We start from the raw sequence: 25,166 nt of genomic DNA, 5'->3' as shown, positions 1-25,166 counted from the left end.
AAATGAATGGTTCTTCGCGTGTTCCCTATTGTCATTGAATTAATTAAAATATAAATCCTACTTGCTACTTTTCCTAACAATTACATAATAAACCTAATAGGTTATCTCTGTAAACGCTTTTTTACACAAATAATGAAATAATATTTCAATTAATCCAAATAAAAAACATTGAATCTGAAATACGTATTTTATACATACCGATTCCGGAAGGAATCAATTGACAATATTTCCACCGTGCCTTTAAGTTAAAAACAAGCTTACTTGAATTCATTTCATAATATCTTCAGCCTCTTTAATGAGTAATGAAATTGATTTACTTACTAAAATGTCGTCCCTCTATCTCACTTACGAAAGGTGTCCTTATTTTAATGAAGAAACTACTTCCTTTTCTCAAACCCTACTGGGCAGCGAGCTTACTCGCTCCTCTGCTTATGTTGCTCGAAGTTTCCATGGATTTGCTCCAGCCGAGACTCATGGCAAGTATCATAGATGAAGGGATAATGACAAGCAATCTTGATCATATTCAGGAAACCGGACTTTTTATGATCGTTGTCGCGCTGATCGGTCTAGTGGGCGGAGCCGGCTGTACGATTTTTTCGAGCATTGCTGCACAGCATTTTGGAAAAGATCTGCGAATTCGATTATTTGAACAGATCCAATCTTTTTCTTTTCACAATTTGGATGAACGAAAAACCGGCTCGCTCATTACTCGTCTAACGAATGATGTGGTACAGCTGCAAGCTTTTGTTCAGATGGTTCTAAGAATCTTTGTCCGTACGCCGCTTCTGCTGATCGGAAGCTTAGCAATGGCAATTATGCTGAGTCCAAATCTAGCGTTCATCTTAGTGGTTTCCGTGCCCGTACTTTTCTTCATCCTCTATCTCTTAACCAAGCGGTCCTTTCCTTTATTTACGAAAATGCAAAGTAAGCTCGATCATGTAAACACCGTTCTTCAAGAAAACTTGTCTGGTGTTCGTGTCATCAAAGCTTTTGTCCGGAGAGATTATGAAGAGCAGCGATTCAACAAAACAAATGACGATTATACCCAGGCAGCGATTCGGGCTAATCGGCTGATGGCACTCAGTATGCCGCTGATGACGCTTGTACTAAATGTAAGTATCGTAGCGGTGCTCTGGTTCGGGGGATTGCAGTATTATCAAGGAAGTCTCGAAATAGGTAAACTGATCGCCTTCATTAACTATGTCACCCAGCTCCTGATGTCGATGCTGATGCTAAGTAACATGCTGGTTTTTGTATCGAGAGCGAAAGTATCTGCAGATCGGGTAAATGAAGTGCTGAGTACATACTCCGAGATTGAGAACCCGATTCATCCAAAACATATGTCCAGTGATAATGAAGGGTCTATCGAGTTCTCTAATGTTAGCTTCTCCTATCATAACCAGGAGGATGACCTCGTCCTCACAAATATCAGTTTCAAAGCAGAAGCGGGTCAAATGGTAGCCATTCTTGGAGCGACAGGTGCTGGGAAAACTACCCTGATCCATCTCATTCCAAGACTTTACGAAGTATATAGCGGAGAAATACGGGTGGGGGGTGTCCCCATACAGGACTACGATCTGGAGGAGCTAAGAAGCAAGGTTGCCGTAGTGATGCAGCAAGCGATTCTGTTTAGCGGAACGATTCGGGATAATATCCGTTACGGTAATCCTTCAGCCAGTGAGGAACAAATCTTGGCGGCTGCAAAGGCGGCCGAAGCGGCTCCTTTTATCGAACAATTAGAAAAAGGGTATGACACGGTCCTTGGACAAAAAGGGGTGAACCTGTCTGGCGGGCAAAAACAACGGATTTCACTCGCGAGAGCACTCGTTACGGACCCTGCAATACTTATTCTGGACGACAGCACGAGTGCGGTTGATTTAAAGACAGAGGCTAACATACTAAAAGCGATGGAACAACAAAAAAGCAACGTGACCAAGATGATCATCGCACAGCGGATTTCTTCTGTAACAAAAGCAGATCTGATTCTTGTCCTAAACGATGGGATGATTGCAGCTCAAGGAACGCATGAAGAACTTTTGAAGACAAGTTCCGTTTATCAAGACATCTACCGTTCACAGCGAAAGGAGGATATATCCTATGTCTAATCAAATGCGTCCCCGAGTTCCTGTGCATCAAATGCCAAAAGTAAGAGCGAAACATACAGGTCCTACGATAAAACGGCTCTGGAATTACTTAAACAAACAGCGCGCAGCACTGCTCATGGTTTATATTTTCACCGTGCTAAGTTCACTCACTGCTCTACTAGGTCCCTACCTTATTGGGGTAACAATTGATGATTACATTATTCCGAGAGATTATATGGGACTGATTCAAATCTGCTTGATCATGCTTGCTATTCATTTGTTCGGTGCGGTAGTTACATGGGTGCAGGCCTATATTATGACCGCCCTCTCCCAGAAAACGGTGCTTCACCTGAGAAAAGATCTGTTTGCAAAATATCAAAAACTGCCGGTTTCATTCTTTGACAAGCGCAGCACTGGAGAACTGATGAGCCGTGCAACGAATGACATAGAGAATGTATCTAATACACTGAATCAGAGTGTTACTCAACTACTGAATAGTATCGTGACACTCATCGGTTCACTTGTAATTATGATTATTTTGGATATACCGCTCACCTTAGTAGCACTGATTAGCATCCCGCTCGCTCTTGTAGTAACCCGGAATATTGCTAAATACACAAAGAGATATTTCAAAGAACAACAGCAACATCTGGGGGATCTCAATGGAATGATTGAAGAAACCATCAGTGGACAAAAAGTGGTGAAACTATACCGTCAGGAAGAAAAAGAAACCCTTCGCTTCAGGGAAATTAGCGAGCGGCTAAATCAGATTGGAATTAAGGCGCAAATTATGTCTGGGATGATGGGACCATTCATGAATGTCATCAACAATCTCAGTTTTGCCCTGATTGCGGCTGTCGGAGGCTGGCTCGTATTCCAAGGTTCAACCCAGGTCGGTATTGTCGTCAGTTTCCTCAGTTACTCTCGTCAATTTGGGCGCCCCATCTCTGAACTAGCAAATCAATATAACCTGATTCAGTCTGCTGTCGCCGGTGCAGAGAGAGTATTTGAGATTATGGATATGAAGACGGAGCACGAAGGCGAACATGGAAAACCGATCACGAATATTCAAGGTGCTGTACGTTTCGATGATGTGTCTTTTCACTATCATGCGGATAAACCTATTTTGCAAAACATAAGCTTTGCTGCACGTCCAGGTGAAAAGATCGCTCTTGTTGGACCCACTGGAGCAGGTAAAACATCGGTCGTAAATCTATTAACCCGTTTCTACGATATTGTGGATGGAGCAATTACGATTGACGATGTAGACATTTGCCAAATCGACAAAGACCATCTTCGCAGGCTGATGGGTATGGTACTTCAGGATGCCCATGTTTTCTCTGGAACGATTCGGGAAAATATCCGCTTTGGCAAACTAGATGCTACGGACCAGGAAATAGAGCAAGCGGCTGTACTCGCGAATGCAGACACATTTATTAAACGACTCCCTCAGGGGTATGACACGATGCTTAGTACGGAAGGCAGCAACCTGAGTCATGGACAGCGGCAATTGTTAACGATCGCGAGAGCCATCCTTGCCGATCCGGCTATTCTTATACTGGATGAGGCGACAAGCAGTGTAGATACAAGAACCGAAATGCATATTCAAGAGGCAATGAAGCTACTTATGCAAGGGAGAACCAGCTTTGTTATCGCCCACCGGCTAAGTACGATTCAGGATGCAGATACCATTCTTTACCTTGAGCATGGACGTCTTGTAGAACAAGGGACACATGAGGAATTACTAGCAGCAAAAGGTTCTTATTATGAGTTGTACCACAGTCAGTTTCAACAAGTTGTATCCTAATAGACGATTGCTGATGCAAGTTTAAACTCCGAGGTCTTGTGGTAAATAGAGTTTTTGACTGAAAACCTATATTTGAATTACCCATGACTAAAGAGGTGCCATATCATTTGGATTTAAACAAGCAATCAATACCCAAAACAAGAACTTACATCGCACAGCATCTTAAAAAAGCTTTTCGTATCAATAAAGTCCCGGTTCCTTGGGGACCGGCTGTTATTGCGGGGCTTAGCACCGGCATTCCTCTGCTAACCGGTGTCATCTTACATGAACCGGGGCTTGGAATGCTGGCAACAACGGGTGCTTTTGTGAATGTATATATGAGGGATGAAACTGCAAGACAGCGCTTTGTGAAACTGAGCTGTATTCTGTTAGGGCTTGCTTTCAGTATTATGCTGGGCACCCTTGCGGCTCCTTCTTTACTTGCAAGTGCAGCTGCCATTAGTTTTATTGGTGCCGCAGCTACTTTTTTGTGTGGAATAACAGGCGTCCTGCTTCCTGCAGGATATATGTTTGTTCTCGTATGCGGTATGGCGATCAGCCTTCCCGCAGATCCAGGATTATTCGCCTATCGGGGGCTGATTGTGCTCCTTGGCGGCATTCCTGCACTCCTATTATGTATGATTCCCCTAGTGTTTCATCGTTATGGACCTGAGAAAAGGATGCTGTCTTCCCTGTATCAGAAACTTGCAACTATGCTTGAGTCTTTGAATACGAGCGACTATCCGCTTCTTCGCTTGGAGACGGGGGAACTTCTTCAGCAAACGAAAAAGATAATTTATAAAAGTATGATATCCCGAAGAAAAGAGAATCTCTCCCTTCAGCAAATCTACGAGATTACAGAGGCTGCGGATCAGTTATTTTGGGCTATTGTGTCTATAGAAGATCAACAAATATCCGTTCCTGCTGCCTATCCACGTATGCTGAGAACGATATCCCGTACATTACCTAAACGATCTTCAACTTTGACTGTGGATCGGCAAGTTTTCGGCAAAATAAAGAAAGAAGATCATTTTGAATCTGGCTTACAGGAAGCATTTCTATACATGATGGAAGCCATTAAGAACCCTTCTCCCAAACTTGAAGTGTCCACTCGTTCACTAAAAGAGGCGATTGGTATCAGGTGGAGTATTCGAGGTCTGTATCACTATACAACAATCTTCTCTGCCTCTATGAAAATGGGGGTGCTCGTTCTTGTTTCTTATGGAATGGCGAGTATGATTCAGGCACCGCATCCTTCCTGGGTTCCGATCGGATGCGCTTCTGTCCTAATCGCCGCTACAGCAACGGCCAGTATATATCGCGGAATTCAGCTTATGATCGGTACATGCTTAGGAGGATTACTCGCATCCCTGCTGTTATTCTTAGAACCGACAAGCCTTGTGATCGTAATGAGTGTTGCTCTCATGCAATTCATTATTAAAACGCTGGCCGCCAAAAACTATGCTCTTGCTGCGGTATTCATTACGCCGATCTCTCTTCTGCTCGTATCACTGGCACATCCGGTAGATTCACCGCTTGCCTTTGTAAATGTAAGAATTATAGATATTTTGCTTGGTTGTTCGCTTGGTTTAGCCGGGATGCTTGTACTGTCACCTCATTCTGCTTCAAAACGGCTGGATCGGACTTTTGCTGCCGCTTTGGATACCCAAGCCAATCTGCTCAAGACTTATGCAAAAAATCAACATACCCAAGAAATAAAGATCTTATCCAATATCGTACTTCGGTCGTTAAAAAGAACCAGTACCTTATATGATCAAGCTTTTAATGAAATTACACATCGTCCATACCATGTGGAAGAAGACTTTCCTATATTGATTCGGGTTCAAAAAGTGGGTTATCTTACTATTGATACAATTAGGAATGAGCAATTACAAGAGAAGAAAGAGGAACTACTTGCATGCAGTAATCTGCTGACAGACATGTCAGCTTATTTTAAAACAACACCTATTTCCTACAAAGGAAGAATAAAATTGAATCAAAATCTTGGCGTTTCTTCTTTAATAGAGAACAAGTCTATCCCGCTCTTCACTGCAGTCATGGATCTTTATCAGGAAATTCTGGCAGCAGAGACAAATAAGAATTCGACCCATTGATGCACAAACCAATTGATGCACAAAAAAAATAATCCCACATCCTCCTTCCAGGATTGTGGGATTATTTACTTGTTAACTTTAGATTTCCACAGCGACACCAAAATGATCTGATACCACAGGACTAATGGTTCCATTCAGTACGACTTTTGAAGAATGGACAGGAACCTCTTGATTCGAAAAGACGTAATCAATTCGCAGCTTCTGCTTATTATCTTCCCATCCCGCAATCGCCTTAACAACCGTGAATCCATCGTCTTTCTGAGCAGCAAGCTCATAACAATCATGCCATCCACTCCCTGTCACCAGGGAATAACCTTCGCCCTCAATGTGAGCCGCATTGTTGAAGTCCCCCATGATAAAGGCAGGCAGAGAACCAACATACTTGTCCATCACAGCAAGAGAGTATTTCCACTGAAGCTCAAATGGTTCCTCTTCATCATGCCACCAATTATAATGGCCATTCACGAACCAGGTATCCTTACCGGAGATTTCCGTTTTGATTCCCAGCAGTTTGCGTGTACGGAAATTGGCATAATCCCGCATATCCGATACGTAAGCACCGAACGCTTCCTTAATCGGCGTCTTGGACAGAATAGCCAGTCCCTCGTCGTATTTAGCAAATCCAACATGGATAGGTATATACGTCCAGTAGTATTCGGTGTGAAGCTGTTTACGAAGGACATAAGCATAATTATCTGCTTTGACGATCGTATTCTCTTCCGCTTCATGAAAATAGGTCATTTCCGAAGCAGGAAGTGCTTTTTCCTGCATGGATTGATTGACTTCCTGAAGTGCAATCACATCAAAATCGTGCTCGTTTATAAAATGAGCAAGCTGCTCTATTTTCTCAAGCTGATTTTCTTCGATCCATGCGTGTGTGTTGAGTGTTAGTATTTTCAAAATTTCATCACCCTAGTCTGTCTTGAATATCGGATTTGAGTACATCCGCTTTCGGTCCATAGATCGCCTGAATTCCATTATCCTTCTTGATCAGCCCGAGTGCTCCAAGTTTCTTCCATTCCTCTTCATTACCCACGGCATCAACATTATTCACTGTAATACGCAGACGAGTCATACATGCATCTACATCGACAATATTTTGCGGTCCACCGAGGATGCTAATGATTTTAGAAGGAAGATCTTCTCCTTCGGCATCTGCAACTGATGTTTCAGAAGCCGATGCAGAACCCGCATCCTCATCTGCTGCTTTATCAGACTCATCATCCGTATAATTCCCAAGTCTGCCCGGTGTAGCCAATTTAAATTTACCAATCATAAAGTAAGAAATAAAATAGGATGCCCCAAAGAATACAGCTGTTGTAATGACAAAGTTAATAATATCTGCGACAAGGCCCGCATTAATCGATAACGGAATCCGTGTTAATAATTCAATCATACCGAAGGAATGCAGCCGCAGATGAATTAAATCTGCCATACCAAAAGCTAGACCCGTAATGACTGCGTACACACCATACAGAAGCGGTGCAGCAAACATGAACATAAACTCAAGCGGCTCTGTTACCCCTGTCAAAAATACAGCCAAGCCTGCGGACAGGAACATGGATTTATATTTGGAACGTTTGTCTTTATCTACACGGCGATACATGGCAAGCGCAATACCCATCAAAATACCGGCTCCTGCGATCATTTGTCCTACTTTAAAACGTGCAGGAGTAACCGTGGAAATAAGCTGTTGGTATGCTGCAGGATCTGTTCCTTGCAAGTTCGCAAGGTCACTTGCCCAAGCAAGCCAGAGTGGATCTTGTCCAGCTACCGTTCCGCCCGCATTCGCTCCGGTTAGTACCGTGTAAATGCCTCCAAGCTCTGTGTAGTTTACTGGAATAGTAAGCATATGATGCAGACCGAAAGGTAAAAGTACCCGTTCTAGCGTACCATATAAGAACGGTGCCATAAACGGTGCTGTATCTCCCGAGGCAGCAAGCCATTTACCAAAGCCATTAATTCCCGTTTGTACGAAAGGCCATACGGCAGACATCACAACGGCAATAATAACAGACCATAAAATAACTACGAAAGGTACAAAACGTTTACCGTTAAAGAAAGCTAATGCTTCCGGCAGTTTACGATAATTATAATATTTATTAAAGACTACAGCTCCGAGGAAACCAGAGATGATACCGACAAAAACACCCATGTTCAGTGCTGGTGCTCCCAGTATGGAAGTAAAGTAGCCCGATACTAGAATTTCCTGACCAAATAAAGTCGTTGTCGTTGCTCCCTCTTGTGTGAGCATGTCACTGCTTACGCCAAGAATCGTTCCTGTCGTAATATTAATTAAGATAAAAGCGATTAGTGCAGCAAAAGCTCCACCTGCACGCTCTTTCGCCCAAGAACCACCAATAGCAACTGCAAATAGTATGTGAAGATTGTTGATAATTCCCCAACCGAGATTTTCCATAACCCCGCCTGCGGTCACTAGGAATGAAAGATCTCCCCCGAACATGGCGATTACTTTACCCAGTGAAATCATAATACCGGCTGCTGGCATAACCGCAACAACGACAAGCAGTGCTTTACCAAACTTTTGCCAGAACTCAAAAGACAATAATTTTTTCATAATGAGTACCTCATGTTCTATTATTTCGCAACCTTCGCTTCATCCATTATGATTCCCCATTTAGCATAATTGGAATTGATATCGCATTCAGAAATCCCTTACAAAAAAACGATTCTACAGTTGTAACACATAAGCTAATCCAGTGCGTTTTTCTTAAGCGTTTACACTTTGCTTTCTAGACTTGTTAGGGATTCAAACAGATTCGATTGCAACATTGTGCAATTCAGTGCAATCGGTTGCAAGATCATTATAAATAATATCGCTTTCATTTTGCAACCCTTTTTTAAAAATCTAATTTTGACGACGGGTTTACCGTTGTTCATTTGCCAAGGGGTGTGTATGATATAACAAAAGAATAGATGAAAGGAGCGTTATCGATGGCAGTAACAATAAAAGATATTGCAAAGCGTGCGAATGTGGCTACCTCCACCGTATCTCGCGTTATACAAGATAGTCCCAAAATCAGCGAAGCTACCAAGGCTAGGGTAAGGAAAGAAATGAAAGCGCTTGGATATGAACCTAATTTCTCTGCACAAAGCCTGGCTAACAAGATGACGCAATCGATCGGTATTATCATGCCAGATGCAGAAATTGCTATTTTTCAAAATCCATTTTTTCTGGAAAGTATTCGAGGAATCAGTGAGCTTGCGAATGAGAAAAATTTTACAATGGCCATTGTCACAGCAAGAACCGATGAAGAACTGCTTGATCGCGTTAAAATGATGACAAGAGCCAACCGGGTAGATGGCTTCATTGTCCTCTACTCCAAATCAGAAGATCCGGTAATCGATTATTTTCATAACGAAAAAATTCCTTATACCGTAATAGGTAAACCACAGCAATACGTAAATGAGACTACTCATGTAGATAATGACAATTTCCAAGCAGGCAAAGACGTAACACAATATCTAATAGAACTAGGTCACGAATACATTGCTTATGTGGGGGCTGATGTGAGTCGTACAGTTCATAAAGAAAGGGTCCGCGGGTACACAAGAGCACTACAAGATTCGGGTCTCTTTACTGATGAGCAGTATATACTCGACCCATGCTTCACTAAGGAAGATTTAGATTTACTTTTTAAACTACCTAACCGGCCAACCGCCCTTATTGTCGGCGATGATATGTATGCTCTCCCACTGCAAACGATGCTGAGTCAGTTGGGATTTTCACTGCCAGAGGCTTGCTCACTTGTGAGTTTTAATAATCTCCGTATTGCTGAGATGCTGAATCCCCCGCTCACTTCAGTCGACATCGATATATTTACACTGGGATATCAAGCTGCTAAAAGTCTAATTGAGAAAATTTTAGATCCCAAAGAAATGACAAAACATATTATTGTCCCGCATCGAATTGTCGAGCGTGCTTCTTCTCAGCGCAGAACAATAGAAAATACGGCAGACAAAGGAATTTTATAATTCTCTTGCTTTATCACAGAAAAAGAATGATCACGCATTTGATTTTGCATCAAGCTGCTTTTCATAAAGTATCCTGAGAAGTCGAATACGAGATTGTTCTTTTTTGGGTTGACAGGGCAACCGGTTGCACTATATACTGAAAACGCAATCAAATGATAGCACTTTCATGATGCAACATCGTACGTTTTTTAAAGCAAATGATCAGGGTTATTCATACGATAGTGGATATGAATTTTGACAATATAAGAAAAGGCTTTCAAAGTGCGATGAGGTATCAAAGTTTCACCAGTGATTAACTAACACAGGAGCTGTGGAGACTCACACTCCTTCAAGGAGGATTATCATGTCATATAAACGTATTTTTGACACTCATGCATGGAAACTCACTACAAATACACTTCATAAGGAAGATCTGCGCCTTCAGGAAAGTATGACTTCCATTGGTAACGGATACATGGGAATGCGAGGGAATTTTGAAGAGACGTATTCCGGAGATCACCATCAAGGCACCTATATTTCTGGGGTTTGGTATCCTGACAAAACAAAGGTTGGCTGGTGGAAAAACGGATACCCTGAATATTTTGGCAAGGTTATAAATGCCATGAATTTCATTGGAATACGCGTCCTAGTTAACGATAACGAAATCGACACTTATCAAGATAGAGTCACTGACTTCTATCAAGAACTCGATATGAAAGAAGGGATTCTACGCCGTTCCTTCACCGTAAATGAACAGGTGCGCATTGAAACAGAACGTTTTCTCAGTGCCTCCTTCCTTGAACTATGTCTAATTAAATATAACGTAACGAATCTGACAGATGAGAATATCAAAGTCACTCTGATTCCGTACTTGGACGGAAATACGAAAAATGAGGACGCTAACTATGAAGAAACATTTTGGGTTGAAGCGGATCGTAAAATAGGCGACCCTTACATTAGTCTTTCTGCTATGACAAAAGAAAATGCATTTGACATCGAGCGCTTTACCATTAATGCAACGATGGGCATTGTAACAGAACATGCTTTATCTATGACAACAGAAGAAGCAGGACTTTATGCAGCGGCTCATTATGAATATGAAATCCCTTCCGGCGCTTCTGCAGAAATTCAGAAATATGTTGTGGTTACCACTTCACGGGATATGGAGAAAGAAGATCTGATCCCTACAGCGGAACGTCTGATGACAGACGCGATGAACAAAGGGTACAACCTGCTTCAAGAAGAGCATATTCTGGAGTGGGCTCGGCGCTGGGAGAAAGCGGATATTACCATTGAAGGTGATGTAGAAGCACAGCAAGGAATTCGCTTTAATATCTTCCAATTATTCTCGACTTACTATGGACACGATGAACGCCTGAATATTGGTCCTAAGGGCTTTACAGGTGAAAAATATGGCGGTGCAACTTACTGGGATACCGAAGCTTACGCTGTTCCAATGTATCTAGCGCTTGCTGACAAACGTGTAACTGAAAACTTGCTGCGCTATCGCTTCAATCAACTGGAAGGTGCGAAACATAATGCACGTCAGCAAGGTCTAAAAGGTGCACTCTACCCGATGGTTACCTTCACTGGTGTGGAGTGTCATAATGAATGGGAAATTACGTTTGAAGAGATTCACCGTAACGGAGCCATTGCTTACGCCATCTATAATTATACGAATTATACGGGAGACAAAACGTATCTCCAAAATGAAGGTATTGAAGTACTGACCGAAATCAGCAGATTCTGGGCTGACCGGGTTCATTTTTCGAAACGTCACAATAAATATATGATTCATGGGGTAACCGGACCTAATGAATATGAGAATAACGTCAACAACAACTGGTACACCAACACTATGGCAACTTGGGTTCTGAGATATACAATGGAATGTCTAGCAGATATCGATGAACAACGAAAAGAACAACTGAATATTTCTGCTGAGGAACTCGCTCACTGGCAGGATATTGTGGACCGTATGTACTTCCCTTATGACGAGGAGCTGGGTGTACATGTACAACATGATACCTTCCTTGATAAGGATCTGCGTCCTGTATCCTCCTTGGATAAAGCAGATCTTCCGCTCAATCAGAAATGGTCATGGGATAAAATCTTGCGTTCTCCATTCATCAAACAAGCTGATGTTCTGCAAGGAATTTATTTCTTCAGCGATGAGTTCACAATGGAAGAAAAGAAACGGAATTTTGACTTCTATGAGCCAATGACGGTTCATGAATCTTCCCTCTCCCCTTCCATTCATGCAGTACTTGCTGCTGAACTGAAGATGGAAGAAAAAGCAGTTGAGATGTACAAACGTACGGCAAGACTTGATCTTGATAACTATAATAATGACACGGAAGATGGTCTGCATATTACTTCTATGACAGGCAGCTGGCTTGCTATTGTGCAAGGATTTGCTGGCATGCGTACGCATGGAGAGACGCTGCGCTTCTCGCCATTCCTGCCAAAAGAATGGTCTAGCTACAGCTTCCACATCAATTATCGTGAGCGCCTGATTAATGTAAGTGTAGATCAGAACGAAGTGAAGATCACGCTTGTCTCCGGTGCACCGCTGACGATGGAACTTTATGATATAGAAGTGCTCATTACAGATGAAGAGCCACTCATTACAAAAACCACTTCCTAAGTGAATCTGAAAGGTGGAGAAAGAATGAAAGCCGTTATTTTCGACCTCGACGGGGTCATTACTGATACAGCAGAATATCATTATCTAGCATGGAAAAGTCTAGCTGATGAATTGAACCTTCCTTTTGATAAGGAATTTAACGAGAAATTAAAAGGAGTCAGCCGGATGGAATCCCTGGAACTCATCCTGTCCCTAGGTGACACTGCTTATTCCGATGAAGAGAAAAAAGCACTTGCTGAAAAGAAAAACGATCTCTATAAAGAAATGATTGCAAAAGTCACACCTGCCGATTTGCTTCCAGGAATTGAAGCACTGCTAAAAGAGTTACAAGAAGCTGGCATTGGCACTGCTCTTGCCTCCGCAAGTAAAAATGCACCGTTTATTCTGGATCGTCTGGGAGTTACCCACTATTTCAATCATGTCGTTGATGTGAACTTGATTAAACAAGGGAAACCGGATCCAGAAATCTTCTTAACGGGTGCTGCTAAACTTGGCGTTCTGCCTGAAGACTGTGTCGGCATTGAAGATGCAGAAGCAGGAATAGAGTCCATTCTTTCCGCTGGTATGTATGCGGTTGGCGTAGGTACACCTGCTCAGATGCAAAAAGCGGATCTTATCGTCTCTTCCACAGCTGAGTTGTCTCTCTCTTTGCTGAAAGAAAATTTCACGAAAAAATAAATAAATGATGTGTCGATAAACAAAAGACTTGAGTGGATAGATCGTTACCTGCGATCCATCTCACTCACGTCTTTTTATTTTTTATTCTGACTCTCTTCAGCACTATATAATTGGTTCACGTTCACAATTTATTCTTCCAAGTGACGGACAGGGATGCTATAGAGAACATATTGTCTCGTCCACTTTTCACTATCCACGATTGCAGATGTTTCCTCCTGGGAGCTTGCTCCTCCTTCCTTGCCAAAGAAATAACCTGCTCCCTCCTGGGTTTGATACGTCCATCCTTTATCCTTCATGAAAGAGATAACCGCCTCTGCACCATCACCTTGGCTGCCCTTAAATCCGTACCATTGCTTACCTTCCTCTTCTGTCAAATAGATCAGTTCTTTGGAAGAAGGTTCTAATGCTTGAACCGCTTCTTTTTTACTTATTGTAGAGAAAGGGGCAGCGGGATAATATGTTTTACTTGAATAAGCAAAGGGCAGTATGATTAAAATCAAAATAAACGGAAGAAGAAGTAGAATTCTAGTAAAAACTTTGCGTTTTTTTACGTTCATCAGCAATCTTCCTCTCTATTATTCATTTAACAAGAAGTCCCATTATGCCTGTACAAATACCTCCTCTCTCTGTCACCAGAAATTCTTAAAGCGATAATATAATTCTTCTTCATAATAAAAGGCTTTAGCGAAAGGCAAGGTTTGTTTCATATAGATCTCTATCGCTTTGATGTCTTTCGCGGGAAAAACAAGCTGAGAAAAGTATCGAAGCAAAAAAGATTCGATAAAACCAAAAAACTCCGTACCCCACTTCTCCACATCTGAGGTGATATAGGTATTCCACTCAAAGTCCTTCACTTCAATAACCCCATAGGAATCGAAACCATCGAAATATTCATAATGATAATCACTCGAATCTTCGATAATACTTGCCTCCATCTCCTTAAGAATCGGAGATTGTTCCTGAGAAAGGTCAAGAATCGTACATCGACAAGTGAAATCGGCAGCGCCTCGAAAAAACAAATGTGCTTCGTTTCGATTTTTCCCCGGTGATACATATATGGAATGATCTTTATGATATCTTTCAGCAAATAATTCGGACCCTTCCTCCCCTTCTGTATACTCTATATTTTTCGTGTTCAAAGGAAAGTGGTATTTCTTTTTCTCACTAAATTGATATACTCTTGGGAAACTATCTATAAAAGAAGGATACCCCATTGCTTCAATTTTCTCGTCAGCCCATGACTCTACCTCTAACAGGCTCTCGTATGGATCTCCCTCTAGCTCCATCAGCATGGCAAATGCCGGTTCTGTTTTATACCCTTCTCTCTTAAGCGAACGTACATGCTGTCTAAATTCATCATTGTAAAGACGAAGTATACGGTCTTCGATCAACATATGACGATAGGCATTCTGCTTAGTGACTGGAATGGGCTGTCCAAATATCTCGACCTCAAACGGCTCAAGCTGGAAATTCGCTTTCATCCTTCTGATCCCATCCACTATTTTGTCCGTCATAATAAAGTCCTGGAAGTCTCCAAATTCACTTCGTAAAAGTCGTTCAAATGCCGAAAAATCATACACCTCACAAATAATATCGAGATCACTGCCTTCAATATCGATATCTATCGGAATTGTTCCTGTTAGGATAGGAGTGTATGGAGATAGAATCTCCATTACATGGTGTTTCTGCAGTGCCCGGTATGCTGCTTGTTGTACTTCGTTTCCACTAAGTAGATAGGTCAAATCTTCGTACTGAATATGATTCACTTTTGTCTTTCTCCCTACAATTTTGTTATGGTTCGCTTTTGTGTTTCGTTACGCTTTTCATCCCATAGAGCATAAATTTCAAAGGTTCCGTCTTCAAAAAAATACGTCAGTCTTTCTCTAAACCAATCTTGCATCGGATAGTGTACCAGTTCATCAAGCGGGATCCACCGAAGTTCTCCTTCAGGAGGATTGTCCAGCAAATCTCCTTCAAATGTATCCGTTATATAGTTAAATACCATATACCGGTATCTCTCATTCACATCAACAAACTCATCAAGACCTTTGTATATTAAATTACTTACCGTAAGACCCGTTTCTTCTTTTACTTCGCGTATGGCCCCTTCGGTTAAACTCTCGGGAAAGTCCACTTTCCCTCCTGCAGCAATCCATCCTGGAAATCCATTTTCACTTGGACGGTTCATTAATAAGATTCGATCTCCGCCACGTACTACGCACATCGTGTACAGTTTAACTTCGATATCATTTGATCCGTTTGTCATTATGTAGTTCGTCTCCTTGTGTAAAGTAAGTTATATAAGAAACTACCTGTGCTTTACATGTCTTTATACCTTCTCTAAGATTCAAGCATTTTCTTTAATTGCTTATTACGGTACTCAAGAAATTTTTTCATATATAATTGCAAAATAAAACGCTCCGCAAGCCTTCCTACCCATCCATAAGGAGCTTCAAAATAAAGCGTGTCCCTAAGCCGTGTTGAACTTGGACCAAGGACTTCAAACTCGTGAATGTGTGTCATGCTGCGGAACGCGCCTTGCTGCATTTGATCTGTAAACATGTAGGGCGGCTCAAAAGCTACCACTTTAGATGTAAGCTGCTGGCGAACAAAGAAGTGAGTTGCCTCAAAGGTTACCATCTCACCGTACCCGATCAGCTGTCCATCTATACCTCCAGGGGATGAAATGACCTTCTCGTGAGTATGTTTCCATACCGTTCGGGTATGCAGATCCAAATCTCTCGCTGCATCAAAACAGCAACGTATCGGCCTATCAATCGTGATCTCGGTCTGAATACTAATCAGAGGTCATTCCCCCTTTTTGAAATACTCCAATAGAATGAAAGACTGAGACATGGTTTTCTCGTCTACAAATTCCTTATACCTCGGCATCAGGGTTGGCTCGTAGTAAACCATGAGAACCGTCAAAACAATAATAAGTATAGAAGGAATCGCGCGAATGCGTCCATTTCTAATGACAAGAATATTTCCACAAATCCAGATTCCTGTTACAAGTAAAAACGATCCTAAGATCAGCCATACCGGGATAGATCCTTCCATTACCCAATATAATAACCTCAGCCAATACCATCCGATCAGGGTCATTACAGTATTAAATAAGATCAATAACAGATACGGAATCCATCTCACTTGTCTACCAGGACCTCTCTTTCATTATCAATTCATTACCTCTATTTATTATTTATTTCATATATCTCTCGTTGTTTTCAAAAAAACTCTTCAAGAGATCTGAATCTCCATGTTCCTTATATACTGCTTTCATCGCAGCGGTCCAACTATTTTTAATAGAAGGATAATTACCACTAATCATGCGCTCTCGATCTAAGTTATTTTCCAACGTCAGAAAAATCTCTTTTAGTTCTTTCACAGCTTCCACTTTAGCCTCATCATCATCCGAGAGAGCGATATATTTCAGTTTATAGGAGATATAAGTTAAAAAACCTGTGATATCATTTGCACCTATGGGCTGGTCATATGTGTAATTCCAATGGGTATTCGCAAGTGTATATTCAGCAAGCTCAGCTCTATCCAAATCCTTAACAACATCCAGAAGTCCACTCTCAAACTGAGTCATCGAGATACTGCCTCTATCCAGTTCCTTCAACAGCCGATTTAGTTCACTGTAATTACTCATACCATTTGTTACTAATTCGCGATTCATTAATGACAGCACATAGCGATCCGTATTTTGATACTGAGCATACTTTTTCTTCGCTTGCATAGTTCCAAAGATCAGTAAAATGGAGGTAAGAATCAAAATTAGGTTCTTCCATTTATTATTCATGGTTTATTTATGTTCCTCTCTAAGATGTAATGTACTCGAATCTATTTATTCTACATGATTATTAACGTTACCAGTAGGTGCATTGTTTCAAAAAAAGAAAAGCGAATCGTTATCACAAAAAAAACAGCCGCACTCAGCACTAGGCTAAACAGCGACTATTTATGTCTTCATTTTACATATGTTAAAGCACTATAACTCTTGGTCTGTATGCCGGTTTGGATTCTTATGTTTACCGATGTAAATATCGAGCGCAGTTATCCCTCTCCGCGCCAGTTTCACGAATAACACAAAACAATAGATACCTATTCCTAGACAAACGATATACCAAATGACTAAAAATATAGATAAAATACTGAAAACACCTGTTCCTCCATCCATGAGCATGCACTCCTCCTCTATATAAAATAAAAAAGGACTTGCCTCTTTCCCTCAAGCCCTGATTAAACAACTTATTCCTAATTATACCATTATTATGTAATATTTTATATGTTTATGACTAATTAAATCCTCTTAAAAGGCAATTACTTCTCTTCATCATTGATACTTCCTTGATCAATAGCCTCAAACATCTTGGAGTAAGCAGACTGAATGTTTCTTTTACTCCGCCTGTCATTATAGACTCCAAACTGCCAGTATCCCATTTCATTTCCCTGCTGCGGAACGAGTGCAGTTGCATAGCTAAGATCAACCGATGTATCTGGCGCATCTTCATAACTAAGCTCTTCATAGAAAAAAGGGACGTAACTCCGCTCGGATTGTATAAAGAATACGGGGATCTCTAATTCCTTGTATACTTTTGCAAACTCTGGTGCAGCAGCCTTTGATAAAAATTCTTTACTAATAAAAATAGCATCCAAATGGTTACTTTCTTCCTTCATCTTCTGAAGATTTATTTTATGAAAAGAAACCTGCTTCTCGCGTACCACGGGTGCTTCACCTACCATACCAATGCTAAGTTTCTTCCCATCATAAGGCTTGTTATGGCTTGAATTCGTAGTGTTAAGACTATAAGATACAATCACATACGCGAGTAGAGCAAAAAGGATAAACATTCCTGCTACTTTCATCGTCGATTTCAAGTGTTGTTACCCCCTTGGCTAAAGCTTTCTTATTTCTTGTTGCCACTTCTTTTCTTATCATGGCAAACTGAATCTGGTCCACAAATTCTCCTTTGATCTGAAACTTTTCTCGAAGTATGCCCTCCTGCTGCATCCCGACTTTTTTCATAACCCGTGCTGAACTTAGATTATCTACATTACATCTTCCTTCAATCCGGTTTATATTCATATGACTAATTCCATATTTAATTACTTCTTGTAACCCTTCAGTAGTGATACCCTTCCCCCAATATCTACTAGAAAGAGCATATCCGATTTCTGCACAGCTATGTATCTCGTCCAGATGAATAAATCCAATTCTTCCTATCAATCTTCGTTCCGGCTTATAAATAACAGCCCAACGATAGGCTATCTTTTCTACAAACGATCTCTGTACTTTCTCTAAAAACACTCGAGTGTCCTCGGTAGATTCATGCCGATCCCATAATGTCCGTTCCGATACCAGCGGGTCCGAAGAAAAACTAAAGTATTCTTCCAGGTCATCCATATCTAATCTTCTAAGTATCATTCGTTCCGTTTCAAAAACCGGTTCTTCTGTGAACAGCACCTCTTTATTCATTTTACCGACCCTCCTCTGCCTGTTAATTCCAATGTCACTATTAAACCCTATACTTTTCCTACGCCTGACAACACTATTACTGTCGGGTAACCAATAACCTTACCATCATGGATTTGATAATTAAGTCCCTTGATTCCCTCTTCCATCTCCTCTGCTGTCTGCTCGTTTCCATAATTAAATTTATCTTGCTCTACTTTGGTAATAATCCATTTTTCGTTACGCTTCTCCAATGTATACTTCTTAGTAGTTGCGCTGAATGGTTGATCTTTCAACTCTTTATTTTCAATCGTGTATATATTGACTTGATTAGACTGCTCCCCTTCATACACATCCGATATGCGCACCGTTGCACTAAGTTTTTCCATACCAATTCCATGAATTAAATTAAGCATATGTTCTTTATGTTTGTCGTACTCCTCTTGAGGCATATTCACCAAATCATCTCGGGTGTATGCTCTACTATCATATCCAAATATAATCTCACTACGGATAGATGCCCAGTATTCTTCACTTACAATTTCATCTATAGCTTTATGATATTGTCTATAGGATTTGTTAAAGTAAATAAGATCAAATTCACTCTCTTCAACTGTCTTCACATGTTCCACGATCTGCTGTTTCTCCGAACTTCCCATCGGCGAATTAGAGGTACACGCCACTAAAATGGTAGCAAACAATAGAAGCGACCCACACAAAAGACTTATAGATTTCATTCAAATCCCCTTTCTCCCTGTACTTTAGCTTAACAAGAATAAGCAGAAAGCCGAAGTTTGGTGTTCGTGTCGGTCACCATAAACAGTCACGAGTTGAATAGCATATTCTTCTTATACGACATTGTATTCTTATATTCCTCGCTGTCTAAATAACGGAACCTAGCTAAATGCTGCGAATACTTCGTTACTATGCGTTAAAGCGGTTAACCTAGCGTTTCAATCGGCAAAACACGTTCTACTCTCTTTTGTTTTCTCTGCTCTTTCATTTAGATTTTCAGCTTAAGCAGCCTACCAATATTTTCGCTTGTACACTCGACATTACGAGGACCATCGGCAAGCAGTTTTTCAATCTCGTGAGCACCAGGAACAATACCAAAAATTGCATCGATCCCTTCTTCATAGAGAACCTCAACGCCTTCTCCAATGTAACCAGCGAGTGCAATAACAGGGATTCCCTTTTCTTTTGCAACTTTGGCCACGCCGTAAGGAGTCTTACCGAATTTGGTCTGAAAGTCCATTCCCCCTTCTCCTGTGAAGCAGTAATCCGCCCCAGCAAGTTTCTCGCGCAGCCCCGTGTATTGAATAATAATATCAATGCCTCTTTGAAGTGTGGATTTTGTGAAAATGAGTAATCCTGCACCCAATCCGCCTGCTGCACCCGCTCCAGGAACATCACGGATATCTTTGTTCAGCACGCTCTTCACTACTTCCGCATAATGGGCTAGATTGTTATCTAACTGAAGGACCATTTCAGGTGTAGCCCCTTTCTGTGGACCAAAGACATGCGACGCACCATTCTCACCGCACAGTGGATTGGTTACATCACAGGCAACGATGATTTCCACCTCCTGAAGTCTGGGATCAAGCTCTGCCACATCAATGGTGCAAAGCCGATCAAGACTACCTCCTCCGCGAGGAAGAGTTTCCCCTTTCTGATCAAGGAATTTGGCTCCGAGCGCTTCCGCCATACCTGTTCCGCCGTCATTGGTTGCACTGCCGCCTATACCGATAATAATTTTCTTTATACCTTGATCAAGGCATTCGCGGATTAGTTCTCCTGTTCCATAGGTGGTCGTAATCAGCGGATTTTTCGTATCTTTCGTTACATAGTGAATCCCGCTTGCTGAAGCCATTTCAATGGCAGCAGTTGTGCCGTCTCCCATAATTCCGAATTGAGCAGTTACTTGGTTCCCTAGAGGACCTGTCACTTCTTTTTCAAACATTCTCCCGCCTGTTGCATCTACCAAAGATTGGACTGTACCTTCGCCTCCATCTGCCATAGGAACATGCAGATAATTTGCTTCTGGAAAGGATTTACGCAGTCCCTTTTCTATAGCAATACATACTTCTTTAGCTGTCATACTTTCTTTAAATGAATCCGGTGCAAGCACAAATGTTTGTTTTGCCATCTAAATCACCTCAACCTGTATTATAGGAAAAATCCATTCATGAGCGTTGGTGCTGTTCCCATATTAAGAATTGCTTCTTCATCAGAGACCATAACTCCTCTATTCGTTAACATGGAAGCTGCACAATAAGAAAACTTGATTGCTCAATTAAAAAACCGGTAAGTAATAGGTGAAAAACCTATCACTTACCGGTCACATAATATATAAGGAAGTACATCTCTACCCAATCATTTTAAGCTGCCCTTTTATTCTTATTGTAAATATCAAAAGCTACCGCTAACAAGAGAACCAGACCTTTGATTCCTTGCTGCCAGTCTATGCCAAGACCAATCAATGACATCCCATTGTTCAGTACGCCCATGACGAGACCGCCAATGATTGCCCCATACACCGTTCCGATCCCGCCGGAAGCAGATGCCCCGCCAATAAAGGCAGCTGCGATGGCATCGAGTTCAAAGTTTGTTCCTGCTCTTGGAATTGCTGCGTTTAGTCTTGCCGTAAAGATTAAGCCCGAGATGGCGGCAAGAACGCCCATATTAACGAATACCCAGAAGGTTACTTTCTTTGTTTTCACACCGGAGAGACCTGCGGCTTTTTCGTTTCCTCCGATCGCGTAGATATGACGCCCCATAACCGTCCTGTTCATGATAAAAGAGTATCCAACAATCAGCACTGCCAGCAGGATCAAGATATTTGGAATACCTGCATAACTAGCAAGCGCGAAAGAAAATATGTTAATGACGGCAGCAATAACAACCATTTTAGCAATAAATAGAGCGCTTGAAATCGTCTCGAACTGATACTTCTGCTGATTTCTGCGATTTTTCACTTCACTCATCACGTATAGAATAGTTACCACAATTCCGGCGAGCAGCGCTACCAGGTTTGTTTCCATATTACCGAAGTCTGGAATAAATCCTGCACTGATCTTTTGAAACCCTTCAGGTAAAGGAGCAATGGATTGACCTTCCAGGACAATCATCGTCATTCCCCGGAACAGTAACATCCCTGCTAAGGTCACAATAAAAGCCGGAATTCTGACATAAGCAATCCAAAAGCCCTGCCATGCCCCTATAAGCGCACCCAGTAATAAAGAGAGAATGACAGCAATGACAGGATGAAGGTTCATGTCTACCATCATGATTGCAGCACATGCTCCAACAAGAGCTGCAACTGACCCTACTGATAAATCAATGTGTCCGGTAATGATGACCAGCACCATTCCGATCGCTAGCACAAGAATATAACTATTCTGCAATATAAGGTTGGTGATATTGATTGGCTCAAATAATAACCCTCCGCTGAGGAGTCCAAACAAAATCATGATCAAAATTAGTGCAATAATCATACCGTACTGGCGAATGTTATTTTTAAACAGCTTTATTAATGTCCCCATCTCTAAGCCCCTCCTGTTCCCTTGCTCGGTGTCTTGGTCATATATTTCATGAGCACTTCCTGATTTGCTTCACTCCGGTTTACTTCCCCGGTAATTCTCCCCGCATTCATTACATAAATCCGGTCACATATACCGAGGATCTCAGGCAGCTCGGAGGAAATGACGACGACGGCTTTCCCTTCGCTGGCAAGTTCCTGAATGATCGAGTAGATCTCAAATTTAGCACCTACATCAATCCCTCGTGTTGGTTCATCCAGAATCAGAATGTCAGGCTCGGAATAAATCCATTTGCTAAGTACGACCTTCTGCTGATTTCCACCGCTCAAATTCTGAACTTCCTGCTGGATACTGGAAGTTTTGATTTTCAGCCTTTTACGCATCGTTTCAGCTACCACAATCTCTTCATTCTCGTTAATGATTGATGCTTTTTGCAGCTTAGGAAGACCGGTCAGCGAAATATTGCGTTTAATATCCTGTATCAGTACCAACCCATAATCTTTACGATCTTCCGTGACATAGGCAAATCCATTATCAATGGCTTGACCGATGCTGTTATTTTGAATGACTTCGCCTTCCTTACGAAGCTCACCCGATATCTTCCGTCCATAAGCTTTACCAAAAATGCTCATTGCTAGTTCAGTCCTCCCTGCGCCCATGAGTCCTGCAATTCCAACAATTTCGCCGCGGCGGACATTCAGGTTTACATTATCCAGCACTTTGCGATCCGCATGGTGCTCGTGATACACCGTCCAATCTCTGACTTCAAGCAGCATTTCTCCTATATTCGGCTTGCGCTCCGGATAACGATCCGTCAAATCACGACCGACCATCCCTCTGATAATTCGATCTTCTGACATATCCTTAGCTCTCATATCTAATGTTTCTATCGTTTTTCCATCGCGAAGAATGGTAACTGAATCGGATACCTCGGATACTTCGTTCAGCTTATGGGAGATTAAGATACAAGCAATCCCTTGTTTCTTAAATTCGAGCATTAGCCTGAGCAGGTTTTGGCTGTCGGTTTCATTCAGCGCTGCCGTCGGCTCATCAAGAATGAGCAATTTTACTTTTTTAGAAAGTGCCTTCGCAATCTCGACTAACTGTTGTTTACCGACGCCAATATTCGTAATCAGCGTGTTAGGATTCTCACTGAGTCCCACTTCTTTTAATAGTTCTCGGGTTTTCATAATGGTTTCATGCCAATTGATAACCCCTTTATTTACTCTTTCGTTGCCTAAAAATATATTTTCCGCAATAGAGAGATAGGGAATGAGTGCCAGCTCCTGATGGATGATGACTATTCCTTTTTCTTCACTGTCCTTAATGGTCTTGAACTCACATACATCGCCTTCAAAAAGAATATCGCCCTCATAGGTCCCATATGGATAAACCCCGCTGAGCACTTTCATAAGCGTTGATTTCCCTGCCCCGTTCTCCCCGCATAAAGAATGAATTTCACCCGGTTTTACTTTTAAATTCACATTCTCCAGTGCCTTTACTCCTGGAAAAGTCTTCGTGATTCCGCGCATTTCAAGAATATATTCAGCCATGATTTCACCTTCCCGCGTATAAATTCCCCTGCCCTTGTGCAGCTTCTATTTCAATCCAACTTCTTCTTTTGTGTAATAACCAGAACCAATAATCTCTTCTTCCACATTGGTAGCATCAATGGATACCGGCTCTAAAAGATAAGAAGGTACGATGCCTTTTCCGTTATCATAACTTTCTGTATCGTTTACCTCTGCCTCTGTACCATTTAGAACACTTTCAGCCATTCCGACTGTCCGCTCTGCAAGTTTGCGTGTATCTTTAAAAATGGTCTGCGTTTGCTCTCCGTTAACGATCGATTTAATAGAAGACAGCTCCGCATCCTGGCCCGTAATAATCGGTAAAGGTTTTGTTTCACTTCCGTACCCTACACCTCTTAAGGAAGAAATAATGCCCAGGCTTATTCCGTCATAGGGGGACAAGACGGCATCGATTTCTTCGCCGGAGTAATGGGCACTAATGAGGTTATCCATCCGCTTTTGGGCTTCGGCTCCATCCCATCGCAGCGTAGCGATCTGACTCATCGTTGTCTGCTTGCTCCGAACGACTAGTTTCCCGGAATCGATATATGGCTGTAGAACCGACATGGCCCCATCAAAGAAGAAATAGGCATTGTTATCATCTGGAGATCCCCCAAACAGCTCAATGTTAAACGGCCCTTTTCCTTCTTTCAGTCCCAGTTTCTGCTCGATATAGGAAGCTTGAAGGACACCAACCTGAAAGTTGTCAAAGGTCGCGTAGTAGGACAAATACTCCGTATTTCGAATCAAACGGTCATAAGCGATGACTTGTATACCCTCATCATGTGCCTTCTTGATAACATCGGTCAGCGTATTGCCGTCAACCGAAGCGATAACAATCACGTCTACACCCTTGGTGATCATATTTTCAATCTGTGCGATCTGATTTTCAACGACGTCCTCGGCATACTGCATATCCGTCTTGAAGCCTTTCTCCTCAAACAATTTCACCATGTTCTGTCCGTCTGCTACCCATCTCGCTGAAGACTTGGTAGGCATTGAAATGCCAACATAGCCTTTACTGTCGCTTCCTTCCGTTTCCGCAAGGTTGCACCCGCTTAAAGAGATGACGAGCACGAAGAGAAGCAGAAATGATAATCCTTTCTTCATCGGTCCCACCCTTTCGCTTGTACGATTCATATAGAAAATATATGGATACCAGGCCTTAAGTTAGCGCTTTCATATCCGGTTATTCCTTATTCGCCTATTATCATAGCACCCCAGTAAAAAGACCGTCTTTGCACATTTACAACCATTTTTATAAAAATCAAACCTTTCATAACATAAAAAAGAACGCCTCACGGCGTCCTTTTG

Annotated in this window: 22 protein-coding genes; 6 read left to right on the top strand and 16 right to left on the bottom strand. The window is 41.8% G+C overall.

Annotated elements, in window-relative coordinates; genetic code table 11:
- Positions 1-368: 368 nt before the first annotated feature.
- The 3 genes from KJS58_RS07535 (at position 369) to KJS58_RS07525 (ending at position 5,984) form a co-directional block, all read left to right on the top strand.
- Positions 369-2,105: an ABC transporter ATP-binding protein gene (locus KJS58_RS07535; protein ID WP_213531947.1), complete on the top strand. Its 1,737-nt coding sequence runs from the start codon at positions 369-371 to the stop codon at positions 2,103-2,105.
- Positions 2,098-3,891: an ABC transporter ATP-binding protein gene (locus tag KJS58_RS07530; RefSeq protein WP_213531946.1), complete on the top strand. Its 1,794-nt coding sequence runs from the start codon at positions 2,098-2,100 to the stop codon at positions 3,889-3,891. The genes KJS58_RS07535 and KJS58_RS07530 overlap by 8 nt, the downstream gene beginning before the upstream one ends.
- 107 nt (positions 3,892-3,998) lie before the next feature.
- Positions 3,999-5,984 carry an FUSC family protein gene (locus KJS58_RS07525; protein WP_213531945.1) on the top strand — a complete coding sequence of 662 codons (1,986 nt, stop codon included), beginning with the start codon at positions 3,999-4,001 and terminating at the stop codon, positions 5,982-5,984.
- 78 nt (positions 5,985-6,062) lie between these two features.
- On the opposite strand, the gene KJS58_RS07520 is transcribed toward KJS58_RS07525, so the two are convergent.
- Positions 6,063-6,884 (bottom strand): endonuclease/exonuclease/phosphatase family protein, encoded by an 822-nt coding sequence (locus KJS58_RS07520; RefSeq protein WP_213531944.1) that lies wholly within the window; start codon positions 6,882-6,884, stop codon positions 6,063-6,065.
- 7 nt (positions 6,885-6,891) lie between these two features.
- Positions 6,892-8,562, bottom strand: coding sequence for a PTS transporter subunit IIBC (locus KJS58_RS07515; protein ID WP_213531943.1), 1,671 nt, complete (start codon positions 8,560-8,562; stop codon positions 6,892-6,894).
- Between the two features lie 377 nt (positions 8,563-8,939).
- On the opposite strand from KJS58_RS07515, the gene KJS58_RS07510 reads away from it, so the two are divergent.
- The 3 genes from KJS58_RS07510 (at position 8,940) to pgmB (ending at position 13,284) form a co-directional block, all read left to right on the top strand.
- The gene (locus KJS58_RS07510) at positions 8,940-9,980 is read left to right on the top strand and encodes a LacI family DNA-binding transcriptional regulator (RefSeq protein WP_213531942.1); all 1,041 of its coding nucleotides are present in this window, start codon (positions 8,940-8,942) and stop codon (positions 9,978-9,980) included.
- 343 nt (positions 9,981-10,323) lie between these two features.
- On the top strand, positions 10,324-12,606 hold the full coding sequence (locus tag KJS58_RS07505) for a glycoside hydrolase family 65 protein (protein WP_213531941.1): 2,283 nt from the start codon (positions 10,324-10,326) through the stop codon (positions 12,604-12,606).
- Between the two features lie 24 nt (positions 12,607-12,630).
- Positions 12,631-13,284 carry a beta-phosphoglucomutase gene (gene pgmB / locus KJS58_RS07500; protein WP_213531940.1) on the top strand — a complete coding sequence of 218 codons (654 nt, stop codon included), beginning with the start codon at positions 12,631-12,633 and terminating at the stop codon, positions 13,282-13,284.
- A gap of 128 nt (positions 13,285-13,412) precedes the next feature.
- Here pgmB and KJS58_RS07495 read toward each other — a convergent pair whose 3' ends face one another.
- The 14 genes from KJS58_RS07495 to chvE form a co-directional block, all read right to left on the bottom strand.
- Entirely contained in the window at positions 13,413-13,841 is a 429-nt protein-coding gene (locus KJS58_RS07495) for a hypothetical protein (RefSeq protein WP_213531939.1), read from the bottom strand.
- 72 nt (positions 13,842-13,913) lie between these two features.
- A complete protein-coding gene (locus KJS58_RS07490; protein ID WP_213531938.1) occupies positions 13,914-15,050 on the bottom strand; it encodes a DUF4269 domain-containing protein in 1,137 nt (378 codons plus the stop codon).
- A gap of 14 nt (positions 15,051-15,064) precedes the next feature.
- On the bottom strand, positions 15,065-15,550 hold the full coding sequence (locus tag KJS58_RS07485; protein WP_213531937.1) for an 8-oxo-dGTP diphosphatase: 486 nt from the start codon (positions 15,548-15,550) through the stop codon (positions 15,065-15,067).
- A gap of 74 nt (positions 15,551-15,624) precedes the next feature.
- Positions 15,625-16,020 (bottom strand): SRPBCC family protein, encoded by a 396-nt coding sequence (locus KJS58_RS07480; protein WP_306433063.1) that lies wholly within the window; start codon positions 16,018-16,020, stop codon positions 15,625-15,627.
- Positions 16,021-16,092: 72 nt separating this feature from the next.
- Positions 16,093-16,434 carry a hypothetical protein gene (locus KJS58_RS07475; RefSeq protein WP_213531936.1) on the bottom strand — a complete coding sequence of 114 codons (342 nt, stop codon included), beginning with the start codon at positions 16,432-16,434 and terminating at the stop codon, positions 16,093-16,095.
- Between the two features lie 52 nt (positions 16,435-16,486).
- Positions 16,487-17,089 (bottom strand): hypothetical protein, encoded by a 603-nt coding sequence (locus KJS58_RS07470; RefSeq protein ID WP_213531935.1) that lies wholly within the window; start codon positions 17,087-17,089, stop codon positions 16,487-16,489.
- A gap of 189 nt (positions 17,090-17,278) precedes the next feature.
- The gene (locus tag KJS58_RS07465; RefSeq protein WP_249717016.1) at positions 17,279-17,467 is read right to left on the bottom strand and encodes a hypothetical protein; all 189 of its coding nucleotides are present in this window, start codon (positions 17,465-17,467) and stop codon (positions 17,279-17,281) included.
- Between the two features lie 143 nt (positions 17,468-17,610).
- A complete protein-coding gene (locus KJS58_RS07460; RefSeq protein WP_213531933.1) occupies positions 17,611-18,168 on the bottom strand; it encodes a hypothetical protein in 558 nt (185 codons plus the stop codon).
- Positions 18,095-18,766 carry a GNAT family N-acetyltransferase gene (locus KJS58_RS07455; protein WP_213531932.1) on the bottom strand — a complete coding sequence of 224 codons (672 nt, stop codon included), beginning with the start codon at positions 18,764-18,766 and terminating at the stop codon, positions 18,095-18,097. Before KJS58_RS07455 ends, KJS58_RS07460 begins: the two co-directional genes overlap by 74 nt.
- A gap of 47 nt (positions 18,767-18,813) precedes the next feature.
- Positions 18,814-19,479, bottom strand: a complete 666-nt coding sequence (locus KJS58_RS07450) for a hypothetical protein (RefSeq protein WP_213531931.1) — start codon at positions 19,477-19,479, stop codon at positions 18,814-18,816.
- Positions 19,480-19,745: 266 nt separating this feature from the next.
- Positions 19,746-20,888 carry a glycerate kinase family protein gene (locus KJS58_RS07445; RefSeq protein WP_213531929.1) on the bottom strand — a complete coding sequence of 381 codons (1,143 nt, stop codon included), beginning with the start codon at positions 20,886-20,888 and terminating at the stop codon, positions 19,746-19,748.
- 232 nt (positions 20,889-21,120) lie between these two features.
- Positions 21,121-22,284, bottom strand: coding sequence for a multiple monosaccharide ABC transporter permease (gene mmsB, locus KJS58_RS07440; RefSeq protein ID WP_213531927.1), 1,164 nt, complete (start codon positions 22,282-22,284; stop codon positions 21,121-21,123).
- Between the two features lie 2 nt (positions 22,285-22,286).
- A complete protein-coding gene (mmsA, locus tag KJS58_RS07435) occupies positions 22,287-23,834 on the bottom strand; it encodes a multiple monosaccharide ABC transporter ATP-binding protein (RefSeq protein WP_213531925.1) in 1,548 nt (515 codons plus the stop codon).
- Positions 23,835-23,879: 45 nt separating this feature from the next.
- A complete protein-coding gene (gene chvE / locus KJS58_RS07430) occupies positions 23,880-24,962 on the bottom strand; it encodes a multiple monosaccharide ABC transporter substrate-binding protein (RefSeq protein ID WP_213531923.1) in 1,083 nt (360 codons plus the stop codon).
- Positions 24,963-25,166: the final 204 nt, after the last annotated feature.

The sequence above is a fragment of the Paenibacillus sp. J45TS6 genome (assembly GCF_018403285.1).
Taxonomy (GTDB): Bacteria; Bacillota; Bacilli; order Paenibacillales; family Paenibacillaceae; genus Paenibacillus.
The sequence above is the reverse complement of the archived record's forward strand: the minus strand, read 5'-3'. Positions and strand labels throughout refer to the sequence as shown.